This is a genomic window from Mesorhizobium sp. WSM3860 (assembly GCF_002294995.1).
Classification (GTDB): Bacteria; Pseudomonadota; Alphaproteobacteria; order Rhizobiales; family Rhizobiaceae; genus Mesorhizobium.
Genome location: NZ_NSGF01000034.1, coordinates 1 through 14949, shown reverse-complemented (window position 1 = coordinate 14949; position 14949 = coordinate 1). Strand labels below are relative to the sequence as shown.

Genomic DNA, 14949 nt, shown 5'->3' with positions numbered 1-14949 from the left:
CTTTCGTACGCGCCTGACGGCACCCGAAACCCTTCAGCATATCAGCCACTCAGTTAAGCTGTGCCGATGCCCGAAGCAGACACAGAGCAATGGATCAAGCAGAACTCTCCGCTCCCTGGCCGCCGCACGCGCCTTCGGTGAACAAGCCGAGGAAACTGCCTTCGCTGCTTTCGGCGGTCGTGAAGAGCAGGTGCTTGAGTGAGCCGAACCGGATGCCACTCTCGACAATGAATTCGATGTCCTCGTCCTTTTCGAGACCTTAGGTGATCAACATGAACTTGGAACAACCAAGACGCGGCAAAGGTGCTATCATGCGTCCACTGACCTCCGCCCGAGGCCATCCTGTACCGAACGGTCTTGCCAGCAATCAGCTAGACCCTGGTAGGCCACGCCGAGCACTGCCTTTGGCTTCGACGGCGATTTCATGCGGCACGCTGATGGAATTCTATCATGAGCGCCGAGTTTCCTTTCGCAAATGAAAGAAAGCTCGATTGACTCTCCTGCTCCATTCCGGTCTGTTGAATCAACGTGCGGTTGCGGCGTGCAGAAGCCAGTCGAGGGTCGCGATTCATGAAAGGAAAGCCATGCGCCTGCCATCGCCCCGCTGTGCACCCGACCACGTTCCGGCGCCCCGACTTATAGCCCGGACGTTTTTCGCGCTTGCCCGTGATCAGGTGACCGACCTGGAAACCCGCAATTGCATGCAGCGGACAGCGGTATTAGCGCGGGGCCGTCGATCGGCAGAAACTACTTCGCCTGCACCGCGGACAGAGTTTTTCCGCGGCGTCGTGGAAGAGCGGATCGGGCAACATGGTTGGTGCAACGGGGGCCGATGATGCCAGCCAGGCTGGCCACACCGCCGAATGAGGCTGCTCCTTGGGCCGCCGCTACGGTCCCGCCCGTCGTCAGCGATCAGAAACTGCTGGCGCCCGCCAGCGAAGCCTCGTTAAAGGTGCGAGTAGGTGAGATCGCGAGCGTGTCATCGCGGCCATGGAGAGATGTGGGGCAAGTGCAGGCAAAGGCGGCGCCTGCTTGGACCGACGCCGCGCCACATTGGGTACACGCTGAGGAAATACTGCATCAAGCGTCCTTGAAAGGACCACCGAGGCACCATGACGAGTAGATGCGGACCTGAGCGTCGGCGTCAATTCGACCGGGACGACAGCTCGCCCGAGCTCACGGTGTCAATATGCTGACAGAGGCGGTGTAAACGTACCGTCAGTCGGCCAACTGCTCTCGACCATCGGTTCATCCCGGATTCCCTCTGCGACCGACACGGAGAAAAACATGTCCGATGCAAAACTGCAGAGTGTGCTCTCGTCCCTTTCTCAAGTGACGAGACAGTTAGATCCTCTGCCATCCAATAGAGCAGCGCCGGATGCAAGTTGGGTAAAACTAAATACGAATGAGAACCCATTACCGCTTCCAAATCTAGTAATGCAAAGTGCGATTTCGGCTCTCGAACGCCAATATCTATATCCAGAAGACGATAACATCAGCTTGAGGGAAGCCGCCGCAAATGCCTACAGCGTCTCCGTGGATCAGGTGATCGCTGGTAACGGCTCGTCTGAACTGCTTGGACTTGTCTACAGAGCTTTCCTTGCTTCGGGAGATAGCGTGGCGATGATGTCGCCAGGGTTTTCGTTCAACCGCAAACTTGCCATGTTGCAGGGTGCTCAATTTCTCGAAATCGAGTTTAGCGAAGATCATTCCTTGCCGATGGAGCAATTGCTCTTCGGTCCTGCAAAGGACGCCAAGTTCATTCTGTTGGCCAATCCGAACAATCCGACCGGAACGTTCATTCCGGTGGCCCATATCGAGCGCCTGCTGGCGAAATCGGACCGCTTGATCGTGCTGGATGAGGCCTACGTCGACTTTGCACCCGAGAATGGTCTGCGCCTCATCAATCGTTATTCGAACCTTCTGGTCCTTAGAACATTTTCTAAAAGCTATGCTGCCGCGGGCATTCGCGTCGGTTTTGGTTTCGGTCACCCCGAAATTATTGGCAGGCTACGCAACATCCAGAACGTCTTCAACATGAATGTGATCGGGCATGCGATTGGTATCAGCGTCCTTGCGCATCGCGCCGCCTATGCAGACAATCACAAACACATCAAGCATCAACGACAGCGAGTGACGCTCGCGCTATCGCAACTCGGATTTTCCGTAACGCCTTCCCACACAAACTTCTTGCTAGCCCGCGTGCCCGCACAGGACGGCTCATGGTGGCAATCAGCCTTTGCAAAGAAAAAAATACTTGTTGCTTACTTTCCCGATAAAGGCTTGGAAAATCACATCCGCGTCAGCATCGGTACAAAAGAGCACATGGATGCTTTTCTCAGTGCTGCTGGGCATATTAGTAGGGCACTTAAGATGCCAACATCAACACCTCAGCTAGCACGGGGCTAGTCTCGGCGTTGTCAGTCAAATAATCAACGCGATACGTAGCGGAAAGACGTTTGAATTGCTTGTGACATGCAGGCAGTGGGGCTTGTTGTTTAAAATCTGGAGACTCGATGAATAAGATCTTTCCTTCAGACCTAGCTGTCGGCATCTTCGATCATCTGGACGAGGACGGCCTTGATATAGCCCGACAATACGAAGATCGCCTGAAGTTAGCGGAGGCGTGCGATCAGCTTGGGTTCTATGCATATCATCTCGCAGAGCACCATTGTACCCCACATGGGAGAGGTCCATCACCGAATCTGTTCTTGTCGAGCGTAGCCCAACGAACCCGACGCCTTCGTGTGGGTCCATTGGTAATGCTGCTCGCCCTCTATCATCCGCTACGTGCGTTCGAAGAGATCTGTATGCTGGATCAATTGAGCGGTGGTAGGCTCGAACTTGGGATAGGGCGCGGCTCGCTCCCGATCGAATTGGGTTATTTTGGGATTGGCTCGGACGCGGCGCCAGACCACTATGCGGAAGCCTCCGAAATTCTTATGAATGCGCTGAAAGGCGGCACGCTATCTTATCAAGGCCGCCATTTCGAGTTGAACAGCGTTCCGCTGACGCTAAGAGCTCATCAGCGTCCGCATCCGCCGACTTGGATCGCCACGAACCGACCCGAACCAGCAGCCTGGGCCGCTGCGAATGGCGTGAACATCGCGTGCGTGGGACATTCCTCTTCCGTTCGCAGAATTACTGATGCCTTCCGCGCCGGTCGAGAGCACACCAGCGACGCGGGCGACCAAGCGCCATTTCTTGGATTGCTCCGAATGGTCGTGATTGGGCGTTCTGAAACAGATGCACGTTCACTCGCCGCACCTGCTTACGAACGGTGGCTTAAGAGCTTTAAATTCCTTTACGATCTCAACGCCATGCCGACTCCACCAAACCTGCCGCTGACTTTCGATGCGGCAATCGAGAAGGAATTGTGCGTAGTAGGAACGGCAGCTTCTGCGGGACAAGCTCTTCTTGACCAGCTGGAAAAGGCAGGTGCAAACTACCTCCTTTGTCAACTTGCATTTGGGAATCTGTCGTTAGATGCTTCCCTATATACGGCAGCGGCAATTCAATCGGCAATTATGGCTCGAGTTGACCGACCTTGATGCGGCAGCACTCCTTAAGACGCGTCCATCATGGATTCTGTCCATGTGCTCCTGAATCCGACGGAGCACGCATTCGGTCACAGCCAAGCCGACAATAGGGCGACACTCTTTGCGACTGAGCGCGGAAGATTGATCCCTGACAAGTTGACCGTAACACGGTGATCCACCATCAGAATATGAAAGAGAGGGTCTCCACTGTCGGCGCCGAAGTGACCTTCCGAGGTTATGAATTTGCCAGTAAAGTCACGCGCTTGATGGTGATCAGCTTGGGGTCAACCCTCGGCGCTTGCTCACAATCAATCGAGCGATGAGGCGAAAGTTCATAGCGGCAGCCTACCTGCTCACAAGCTTCATAAAAAATGGTCTGTTCAGGGTGTGAATAGCCAGCAGGCTTGCTCGTGCCGTCGGATGCATATAGCTCGGGCGACAGCAGAAGGGCCAGACGTTCGTTCGTCGTCTGCCGCGACTTCCGCGTAATGCGTGTCCAACAAGGAAGAAATTATGAGGCGGCAGACCCGACCGTTCACCGTGGAGATCAGACAGAAGCGCAGTTCTCAAAAACAGGGTCGTTCCATCTGGAGCGATGTCGATCTCTCCGCAGCAATGGCCGAGACAACAAGGGAACTAGAGGAGATGGAGTTGCCAAATCGGCGCCTTGTTGACTCTAGTGCCGTAGCGCTTGATGCTGAACACATGGCGAAACCGCGAGCGGAGCATCTCATGGCAAATCCCTTGGACGCTGAATCAGTAATAACTGCAACGGAACCGGCAGCCAAAGGGGAGACGCCTGGAAAGAAGGTAGCCGCACGGTTGCGGAAGGCGAAGGCTGAGCCTAGGCAGCCTGCTCGGAAGAATGCTGCCAATACTGCGACTCAGGCGAAGGAAGCACCAGCAGTGGCTGTGCGGACTCGGAAGATTTACTCTGAAAAGGAGCGTCCCCAGATGCTCGCCCAGATAGAGAAGTCTATCAGTGGCGGCGCCACTCACAAAGCTGCCGTAAAGCAGGCCGGCATCTCGGAACAGACCTACTATCAATGGAAGAAGGCTGCGCGGCCTGCATCGGATGGTGACAATCTGAAGGACCTCGTGGCGCTTGAGGAAGAAAACAAGCGCCTGAAGAGCCTGCTCGCGGAACGCTTGCGCAAGGAGAACGCGGAACTCAAGAGGAAACTGGGGTTGTAATAACGTTGAATCGCAGACCGGAGCGATACGTATGCGGTCGCCGACGCTGTCCGAGCGCTCATCGTCTGCCCCAACGCCCGAGGTCGCGAGCCGCTTTGCGATTGAGCAGGGCTTTTGCATTTTCGCTTTTGCTGCTCCTGAAATCTCGGATATGAAGCGGACTGGCTTATGGCCTGCTCCACATCGACATGGTTACAAAGGAATACGATTATGGCGACCGGAACGGTAAAGTGGTTCAACAGCACCAAGGGATTTGGATTTATCCAGCCCGACAATGGCGGTCAGGATGTTTTCGTCCACATTTCGGCTGTGGAGCGAGCGGGCCTTTCGACCCTTAATGAAGGCCAGAAAATCAACTACGAGATCGAACAGGACCGCCGTACCGGCAAGTCCTCCGCTGGCAGTCTCAGCAAAGCTGGCTGAACTTTCTGCGTCTGCCCGGCAAGAGCCGGGCAGACGAGCCACCGACCGCCGCAAAGAGCGGCAAGAACATGGATCCCATCGTCGGGGGCAGCAGATTGTGGGAAGCTGCTAATTCCTACTGAAACAAGATGTTGTGAGTGAAGAGGGGCAGGTTCCCGGCTTCTCATGTTGTGCTGTGAACCTCGCCATTGTGCTTGTTCCTGGGATGTGGGTCTGACGCTCTCTCGATCGAGTGTGGCCGGAGAATGAACGAGCAATTCAAGCGGCCTCCAGTGATTGACACCTCGGGGATCAAGAGGGCCGGGTACATTGGCCCCGAGGGTACTTGGACGCATCAAGCCACGCTGGACATCTTTGGTGACCAAGTTGAACTCGTTCCGTTCAGCGACCGATTATTCGAAACATATGAAAGGGGCTGCGTCGACGTTGCATGCGCCCCAGCTACGACCTCTCTGGTCGGAACCACTCCTTACCTCGACCAAATCCTGAGCTTGAGATCTCCCAGGATCATCGCCGAGTATCCGAAGGTCCTGAGCTACAGCCTGATTGCAACGGAGGATGCTAGCTTCTCGACGATCACCAAGGTAATGGGCCATCCCGTAGCCTTGCAGGAGGTGGCCGCGTGGCTCGACGAGAACATGCCGACCGTTGAGCGAGTGAGCCGCATGGGAGCGACATCTTTCGTAGCTTGGCAAAAGTCTCCCTCGATAGCGGCATTTGGTCCTGCACTTGGAGCCAAGCTATACAATCTGCAGATCTTGCGAACAGGAATCGAAGAAGGGCTGCACAACGTAACCCGGTGGTGGGTGCTTGGACGCAAGACTCCTGCGCCGACTGGATTCGACCGGACGACCCTTCATCTCCGCGTTTCAGAGCAAAACCTCAGTTATGTACTTAAGATGTTCTCAAAGGAAAATTTATTCGTTCTCAACATCTATGAGCGTCCGACATGCGAGCGACTGGACACCCATCAGTATGTCATCGATGTCGCTGGACATGTTTCGACGAACCCGGCGCTGGCTGCGTTGGCGGCGATCGATGGCATTAGGATTCTGGGATCGTACCCACGTCTTTACTAGCTATGTCTAGACGTCATGTTCCGAGGCGGAGAACGGTGGCCCGCCCTTCGATCAAAAGCGAGGATTGCTTTTCGGCGTGTTGAAGTCAGCGCTTCTTGAGCTTTTCCGCTTCGCGGGCATCTGAGGCCTTTCGCTGGGCTTGCTTCTCTGCGGGATCGGCGCGCGGCCGTCGCCTTGACGGGAATCAGAAGGAATCAGCCGAAACAATCTCGGAAGTGTCCTGATCGTGTGATGCGATCGTACTGCAACCCTCGCGAACTCACCTCATTGATCTTCCCGCGACGCTCTTTCCACCGGCTGGTGGAACCCTACGGGGTCATCCTTGTCACGCTCGCTCTGCGACCATGTTTCATCTCCCGTGTTCGACGGTCCTACCTGGTTTCGGCTCGGCCGCCACGCGCAAGTGGCCGGTCAAGGGTGGCCGAAGGACAGAGTGCGCCGCGACTTGCCCTTGACAGGCCCACTGCACGCGCCGGCAGGCTGCAATGGTCGGGCGCACGATCAGGCAGCTTTCGGCATGATGTCTTGTCGCATCCAAAGAAACTCTGTGCCGTCGCGTGACATGCGATGCATGATCACCGCCAGCCGGCGAGCCAATGCGAGAATGGCCTTCTGTCGGCCGCGCCGCCTGCAACATTCATCGCCCACGCCCTCGGCCAGGATCATTTCGTCATGCGCGTTAGCAGTGCCTGCGCGGCTTCGTAAAGCAGCGTTGGCGTCATGCCGTCGCCGCAGCGGGAGATCCGGCCAATGCGGTGGTTTTCGCCCGACTCATCGAGCACCGGCGTCAGCCCAAAGATCGCTCGGATCGCCTTGGAGTTGCGAGAGCGGGCCGGAATGTCATGGTCGCCGTACAGGCTGCGGCTCGATGCCGAATTGGGCCCGGTCGGCAGGCCAGATTCGCTCGATGCGCTGATCTAGCGCAAGGCGTCAGCGAACCGCATGTGGAGAATGGTTGCCTGCTCACCGCAAGGAAACCATTTATGAAAATGCTATTCACTGCGACGGCCCTTGCCTTTCTGGTGGCCACTGCAGTTGCTGCGCAACTGATCCCAGTAGATCTCAGACAAATGGCACTGGCCACATTCAAGCCTTTGCCATCCAGGCCGGCGGTCGCCGACAACCCGATCACACCGGAGAAGATTGCCCTCGGCAAGGCACTGTTCTTCGATCCGCGCCTCTCCTCGTCAGGCGTCTTCTCGTGCAACTCGTGCCATAACTTGGCGACCGGAGGCGACGACAATCGCGAAACGTCGATAGGCCACGGTTGGCAGAAGGGATCGCGCAATGCGCCGACGGTATTTAATGCTGTCTTCAACAAAGGGCAGTTTTGGGATGGTCGCGCCGCGGACCTGAAGGCTCAGGCCAAAGGACCCATACAGGCCGGTGCCGAAATGGCCAACACACCGGATCAAGTCATCGACACGGTTAAGTCGATGCCGCAGTACGTCGAGTGGTTCAATTCTGCTTTCCCGGATGAAGTGGATCGCATTTCCTTCGATAACGTTGCTAAAGCAATCGAAGCCTATGAGGCGACACTGATCACGCCGGCCCCCTTCGACGCCTTTCTCAATGGCAATGATGCCGCCATCAGTTCCGAACAGAAACAGGGCCTGGCGCTTTTCATCGAAAAGGGCTGCTCGTCTTGCCATTCCGGTATTAACGTTGGAGGCGAAGGGTATTACCCATTCGGCCTCGTTGAGAAGCCCAGCGCGGATGTTCTGCCCGAGTACGACAAGGGCAGATTTGCCGTCACCAATGCAGCTGACGATTCCTATGTTTTCCGCGTGGCACCGCTGCGGAACGTAGCAATCACGGCGCCGTACTTTCATTCGGGCAAGGTTTGGGACCTGAGACAGGCCGTCGCCACCATGGGGACCACCCAGCTCGGCGAAGACTTAACGGGATACGAAGTCGACCGGATCGTTGCCTTCCTTAGTTCACTGACCGGAAAGCTACCCGAGATATCTTATCCCGTCTTACCCGCTGAAACGGCGACAACACCTCGACCTCAATCGCAGATCTTGAGAAAATAGCGAACGCGTCGGGCGCGTGAGCATTTGATTTCCGTCATTGACTGGGCCAATTGCCACCAGCGCGACGTCATCGGATCGGGCCGCGATGCGTCGGGCGAAGATGGGAGAGCGCAGGTGGCTGGGGCAATAACTTTGCACCCAGCCGCGTTGGGTGAAGGCAGACCGGACACCAGCTGCTCGCCGAAATGCTGCACCATGTCGTTTCGTTCGAAGTCGCCGTGCACCAGCACGTCCGGCTCGATGTCCTACTGCCAGAGGATCTCCGCCTCAGTCTCCTTCTTCAACGTCTGGTCACATTTGACAGGCGCGTGTTGGAAACGGTGATTCCCTGACACATTATCGCCACCGTTTAGCCGCGCAGTGAACCTAATTTTCCACGAGGTAGCCGGCGTTGCCTGAGACGGTTCGGTCCGGCACCGGCTCAAACCCAGCCCCCCTGCGCAAGGGTCGGTGCCGGATCGATCCACCCTGCAGCTCTTGCTTCGAGGAAGCAGGTGCTATGCCCGAACTGCAAATGGCGTGCTTCAAAAGCAAGCTGATCCGCTCTATTGATCGATACTGGTTCCCGATTTCGCAGCCCGCCAAAGACCTACACAGCCAGGGATTTGGGGCGGTCTCGGCCGGCAGGGGAGACGCATCTCGGGCCGGATCAGGCCAGAGGGGGAATCAAAGCGACCCAAGCTCGCATTGGGCGAGCCGCTCACGCTGGTGCCCGCTCGGGATACGGCCCCGTCGTTCCGATCAGCGGCTCAAGCCGGCAAGGAGGCTGCCCGCAAATGCGGAGCGCAGAACGGCTTCGAATGCTTCAGCTACAGCTTTTGCGCGCCATCCCGCTCCCGCCAACAGGCCTGTTAGAACCAGCATGGCCGGTGGATGGGTGACGGTCGAAGCGGGAAACTGACCCTGACGGCGCGAGGAACTGACCCTCTCTTTGTGAGTCCTGCCGTCGAGGGGCGATGCAGGGTAACCGGCGCCCCCGGCAAAGGGATATGCGTTTCCGTTGGCGCGCGCCGGATAGCGCGATCTGCCTTCGGCAGAGTGCTTGGTGCATCGGGTGGCGAGGTAAGCGCTGAAATCGCGATCAGCCAGGGCGGCAAGACTTGCCTCCCTATAGTGACCGAATCGACTGAGCTTGCGTTGGTTTGCCGCAGAGATTGTCCTTCATACCCTCCAGAAACGGGACGAGTTTGCCTGTAAGGGCGGCGACCCTTTGCCGAAAATGAGAACCGCCTAGATCCGGCAACCTATTTCCAGCAACTACCATATTCGGCGAGGCGCGGCGGCCACGCCACATTCTAAACCGATCGCGAGATCGTCGCACTGCTGGGGCGCTGCGACAATCGCAACCGATCAACCTCCATAACACGGGCCAACAATGCCTCGTTATGAGGTATCCACAGGCGCAGCGGCCTGTTCTCATCCGGTTGCAAGCAGCGCCGCGACAAATCATGTTGCTCCGGAGCTGGCACTTCTCGTTGAGAGAACCCGGCGGCCCAAGGCATTGAAATTGAAGATGTCGCGATTGCGTCTAGAGCTGCGATCGGCTCGCTCGGTCTAGCCCGCGGGCAGGACGGACGGACCGGCCCCGGTCGCCAGCGCTGGCCCCGACTGCCGCTGCACGACAGGCGGCGTCGAGGAGGGGCGGCGTTGCGCGCGGGGCTGTGCAAATAGCCGAGCGGGTCGCGACTGATTTGCTTGCAAGGGGAGGAGGACAGCCCGGGTGATTGGCTGGAAAAGGCGATGGTCGTCATCGAAACGCTCGAGCATATAGGAGAAGCTGCTGCGGACGACATCATGCCGGGGTTTTCCAACGGCGGTAGGAGCAGGCGAAAGAGGCCGCATCTGCCGTGCCATTCGTGCCGTCAGGCTGCGAAACATGCATGCCTTTGAGGCCAACTTCATCATATTTCTTTGGCTTAGACCGGCTCTCGGCGTGACGCAGAGAGCGGGGAGAAGCCTCTGCGAGACTACAAGTGTAACACCATATTGGTTTAGCAGATCAAGCTTGGGTGGTAACCTCATGGGGTAGAGAAACGCCTTTGGAGGCCGATCAATGGATCGCGATAGCAGACCAAAACGTGCAGCCGGAAGTTCATCCCGCGACGGGAGGAGGGCCGAGGAACAGCGCAACCACGATGGCCTTCCAGGGGGGCCACTGACCAATGTTGCCGAACGGTTAGTAACCGCTAACCCGCGCGATACAGCACGCGATCTTGGGAGCTTCAAATCCGCCGAGAGGCAAATGCGACGTGCCGTTCAGGACGTGGCACCCGGGCAAGAATCTGACCTCGGCAGATTTGATAGGCGCAACAACCAGCTCGGACGAGCAGCCAACGATCTGGTCGACAGATTGACGGCCGGGCTGGGGTTCAACTCGGATGATGTAGCATTGTTCCAAGTCCAAGCGGCTAGTAATGTAGGCCATTTTCTAGGGCCCCAGAAGCAGACTGCTCTTGTTAATCGCATTGGCAACATGGACCCAATGGAGCAAGCTCTAGGGGTTATGTTTGTGGCGCAAAACTTCAGTAAGTTTAATGACCAAAATAAATCGCGCATTTTTGAGCAGGCCATTGAATTGGCTGCTGATCCTCATCAGCACCACATGGTCAAGGTGACCGCCCAAAATGCCATTGTGACCGCGTATCACCAGCTGGACGCAAATCAGCAAGCGCAAGCTAACTCACTTCCCGACCTGCATGGCCTGTTGCAGAACATGCCTCCGCCGCGGCATGCAGCAGAGGAACGGAGTGTGAATTTGGACGACCGCATAGCAGGTATTGCGGCTTCAGTCCGTGATACAGTAGGACCGCAAACCTCCCATGAACAGCTGCGGCGAGGTGGCCAAGTCGGGCAGTCCATAAGCCAAGCCTACAATCACGCCCGAGAGGATCTAATGGCTGCTTCCAGAAGCAGAGATCGCTCCGGCCGTTGAGGTCTTGGCCGTGGTAAGTGACGCTTACTGCCCGATCCGTGCACGGCCTTGCCCTTTCCACTTCGCTGGCCGTTGACGCACCTGCTTTAGGGTAACTTTCAAAAACAACGTCTGCTGGGTGGTGCGATGCAAGCATCCCCCCGCTCCGGCATTGATCTGTCGAGCGGCGACATCGGGACGTCGGTTCAGTGTCTGAAAGCAAGCGCAGCATTAGCTACCGAACGATGGCTTCAACAAAAACGACCCCCAACATAGCTCTTAGCATCGCGTGCTCGCTCGCCTTGGGCTTCTGCGCCGCAAGTTTGTACGCGACGTTCCGCCACTGGCGTAGCGGCGCGGCTTTGATGACGTTTGACGTCCGGGCCTTTTGGTTTGAGACGCCCTTCTATCTGGGTTTCGCGACCCCCGTCTTCTATCGGGGCGTAGCTATCGTGCTTTCAACGTCCGCGGTGGTGTTGCTGATTCAGCAGATCGTAACACGGCGCAACCTCGAACATCACGGGACGGCGCGCTGGGCGCGAGTGGATGAGATGAGACGCCCGGGTTTTCTACGACGATACCGTGGCGTAACAGGCCCGGTATTTGGCAAGACGAGTGGCCCTTTCTGGCCTGGCTACTACCTAACCAATGGCGAGCAGCCTCACAGCCTTATCGTCGCACCGACCCGTGCTGGTAAGGGCGTCGGCATAGTCATTCCAACGCTACTTACATTCAAGGGCTCGGTTATAGCTCTCGACGTCAAAGGGGAGCTCTTTGAGCTTACCTCGAGGGCGCGCCAGGCTGCCGGCGCCGAGGTGTTCAAATTTGCGCCGCTGGATTCTGAGCGGCGCACGAATTGCTTTAATCCGTTATTGGACCTTATTGCGCTGCCTCCGCAGCAGCAATTCACCGAGGCCCGCCGCTTGGCGGCAAACCTAATTACGGCGAAGGGGGAGGGCGCGGAAGGTTTCGTCAACGGCGCGCGAGATCTCTTTGTGGCGGGGATCCTTGCCTGCATCGAGCGGGGCACGCCAACAATCGGCGCCGTCTATGACCTCTTCGCCCAGCCGGGGGAGAAGTTTAAGCTCTTCGCGCGACTCGCCATGGAAACCCGGAACAAAGAAGCGCAACGCATCTTCGACGACATGGCTGGGAACGATACAAAAATCCTAACTTCCTACACGTCCGTCCTTGGCGATGGCGGGCTCAATTTGTGGGCGGATCCCGCTGTAAAGGCAGCGACAAGTCGCTCAGATTTTTCGGTCTATGATCTTCGCCGTCGCAGAACGTGCATCTATCTTTGCGTTAGTCCGAACGATCTTGAGGTGGTCGCGCCTTTGGTCCGCCTGTTCTTTCAGCAAGTCGTTTCAATTCTACAGCGGTCGATGCCTCGCCAGGATGAAAAATACGAAGTCCTGTTTCTGCTCGATGAATTCAAACACTTGGGTAAGCTGGAGGCGATCGAGACCGCAATTACGACCATCGCCGGCTACAAGGGTCGCTTTATGCTCATCATCCAAAGCCTCTCGGCACTGACGGGGGCCTATGGTGAGGCTGGCAAGCAGAATTTTCTCAGCAATACGGGCCTGCAAGTGTTCATGGCGACTGCCGATGACGAGACTCCGAACTACATTTCGAAGGCCATCGGTGAATACACGTTTGAAGCCAAATCGATTTCCTACAGCCAAGCGCGAACGTTCGACTGGAACATTCAGAAGTCAAATCAAGGTGCACCGCTGTTGCGTCCGGAACAGGTTCGGCTGCTCGATGACGACTACGAGATTGTGCTCATCAAAGGTCTGCCACCATTGAAATTGAGGAAGGTGCGATATTTTTCGGATCGCATTCTGAAACGCATCTTCGAAAGCCAGGCGGGCGTCCTCCCGGAGCCGGCACCCTTGACGATAGCAGACGAGGGGCTCTCGGCAGAATCTCAACTCGATGACCCGCTGCCTGAATTGACGCAGCGACTTTGACGATACAGTTTGATGTGAGGCTAGTATGGACCCGCTAAATCGCAATCCATCCCGTGTGACAGCTTCCGTGCAGGACGCCGGCGTGGAAGAGGGGGGGCAAGCGGTCCAGGCGCGGCAAATGGGCGTTGAGCAGCACCTTGCCGAGGCCCGGAGGCTGTTCGATCAAGCTGACGAATCGCCAACCAATCCAGAGGAGCTTCTGCAGCTGGAACAGGGGTTCCGCGAAGTGCTTCAGCAAGCGCAGGATGGTCAAGCCGCCTCGTCTTTTTTCAGTGGCCCAAGGATGCCCGCTGGACCGGGTGACCTCAACAGCATCGTGGCGGACGCTTTCGCAGCGACCGCCTCTGGGCACGCCGGGGTTGAGGCCGCCGCCCCGCCAGAATTAACTGCCAGCCGACAGCAGATCCGGCCCTCACCGGATCCGGGCCAGGGCGACCACCTACCAACCGGATGGGTCATCAACAATGAACATTCCGCGGCACAGTTGCGGCCAGCGGAGATGCAGAGGGCCCTCAATACGCCGCAAGCCGCCGTCACTCAGCAGCCGCTCAGCGAAGTCGGCGTTTCAGGCGGCCGCGTGCCGATGCATCTCCCCATGCAGCAGTTGGGTGGATGGCCATTGGAAGGGGTACCCATTCAAGGGACAGGGTCCGAACACATCGGAAGGCTGCATGCGGAGGCCGCGCGCTCCGCATGGCCTGAGCTCCCGGCTGCGATCGAACACTCCATAAACGTTTCATTCGCCGTCCCCAAAGGCTTCTTCCATGGGGCCCAACGCGTGCCTGACGCGATGCTCTCTTTCTCGGGCCGCTATAACCTCTTGCCGGATGCGGGCAAGGCCCGGCAAGTGAGCTTTGAGCAGCACGGGGCCGACCCGCTCCAAGGTGAACCTGTCGCGAGTGGCACCCGTGATCCCTTCTATCCCCATCTCTCCGACGAACACCTGGACTTTATTGATAATGTGATCCTCCACGCTGCGGCTCAGCAAAAATATAGCGAGAGCACGCTCCGAAAATACACGTATGCACTTCGCCGATTGGCGAATGATCTCGGCGCTCGCGGCCAAGCGACTGATCTAAGAAATCACCAATCCCTGGTCGATCACGTCGATGCTTTCTTTCCGAAAAACGATGAAATGAAGAAGGTTTTGAATGTCCTGCGTGCGTATCATGAGCCGGGCTATTCAGCTACCGTGGGCGCCCCTGCTACCCGCTATTCCCATCTATCCGACGAGCACCGGGACGTTATTGATAAGGCAATCGGCCACGCTGCGGCTCAGCAACACCATGGCGCGCAGACGCTCCGAATATACTCTTCTGCGCTTCGCCGATTGGCGAATGATCTCGGCGCTCGTGGCCATGCGACTGATCTAAAAGATCACCAATCCCTGGTCGATCACGTCGATGCGTTCTTTCCGAAAAACATTTATATAAGGACGGCGTTGAACGTCCTGCGTGCATATCATGATCCGGGCTATTCGGCACCTGGCCGGCGGCCGGTGCCCTCAAAGGCAGACGCGCGCATCATAGAACAAGTGACAGGTGACAGCAGCTTGGCCTCAAGCACCCGTGTTGTCTATGGTCGTACTCTTCGCAGATTTTCTGAGGCGCTTGAGAGTCAGGGCCTGACGATCTCTGGGCTGGATCATGATTCGCGCATGGAATTCGCCGCCCGGTTATTTCCAGGCAACCGCTACCTCCGCTTAGCGCTGGAGCGGGTTCGCAATGCGGAGCCCGCGTCGGACAGGGTTCCCGAGGCCCGGAGGCTGTTCGATCAAGCTGACGAATCGCC

Annotated in this window: 8 protein-coding genes and 2 pseudogenes; 9 read left to right on the top strand and 1 reads right to left on the bottom strand. The window is 57.2% G+C overall.

The window, feature by feature from the left end:
• The first annotated feature begins 1287 nt into the window (after positions 1 to 1287).
• From hisC to CK220_RS29770, 5 genes are all read left to right on the top strand, one after another.
• Positions 1288 to 2409, top strand: coding sequence for a histidinol-phosphate transaminase (gene hisC / locus CK220_RS29795; RefSeq protein ID WP_095814948.1), 1122 nt, complete (start codon positions 1288 to 1290; stop codon positions 2407 to 2409).
• Between the two features lie 107 nt (positions 2410 to 2516).
• The gene (locus CK220_RS29790; RefSeq protein WP_095814947.1) at positions 2517 to 3551 is read left to right on the top strand and encodes an LLM class flavin-dependent oxidoreductase; all 1035 of its coding nucleotides are present in this window, start codon (positions 2517 to 2519) and stop codon (positions 3549 to 3551) included.
• Between the two features lie 480 nt (positions 3552 to 4031).
• The gene (locus tag CK220_RS29780; protein ID WP_245429453.1) at positions 4032 to 4733 is read left to right on the top strand and encodes a transposase; all 702 of its coding nucleotides are present in this window, start codon (positions 4032 to 4034) and stop codon (positions 4731 to 4733) included.
• Between the two features lie 210 nt (positions 4734 to 4943).
• Positions 4944 to 5156, top strand: coding sequence for a cold-shock protein (locus tag CK220_RS29775; RefSeq protein ID WP_095777381.1), 213 nt, complete (start codon positions 4944 to 4946; stop codon positions 5154 to 5156).
• 245 nt (positions 5157 to 5401) lie between these two features.
• Positions 5402 to 6235, top strand: coding sequence for a prephenate dehydratase domain-containing protein (locus CK220_RS29770; RefSeq protein WP_095814946.1), 834 nt, complete (start codon positions 5402 to 5404; stop codon positions 6233 to 6235).
• Positions 6236 to 6736: 501 nt separating this feature from the next.
• On the opposite strand, the pseudogene CK220_RS32710 reads toward CK220_RS29770, so the two are convergent.
• Positions 6737 to 7100 (bottom strand): annotated as a pseudogene (locus CK220_RS32710) (transposase); the annotation flags it as partial.
• 118 nt (positions 7101 to 7218) lie between these two features.
• On the opposite strand from CK220_RS32710, the gene CK220_RS29760 reads away from it, so the two are divergent.
• From CK220_RS29760 to CK220_RS32705, 4 genes and pseudogenes are all read left to right on the top strand, one after another.
• Positions 7219 to 8271 carry a cytochrome-c peroxidase gene (locus CK220_RS29760; protein ID WP_095814944.1) on the top strand — a complete coding sequence of 351 codons (1053 nt, stop codon included), beginning with the start codon at positions 7219 to 7221 and terminating at the stop codon, positions 8269 to 8271.
• Between the two features lie 2242 nt (positions 8272 to 10513).
• Positions 10514 to 11203, top strand: a complete 690-nt coding sequence (locus CK220_RS29750; protein ID WP_245429452.1) for a hypothetical protein — start codon at positions 10514 to 10516, stop codon at positions 11201 to 11203.
• A gap of 224 nt (positions 11204 to 11427) precedes the next feature.
• Positions 11428 to 13158: a type IV secretion system ATPase VirD4 gene (gene virD4, locus CK220_RS29745; RefSeq protein WP_095814941.1), complete on the top strand. Its 1731-nt coding sequence runs from the start codon at positions 11428 to 11430 to the stop codon at positions 13156 to 13158.
• Between the two features lie 118 nt (positions 13159 to 13276).
• Positions 13277 to 14949 (top strand): annotated as a pseudogene (locus CK220_RS32705) (hypothetical protein); the annotation flags it as partial.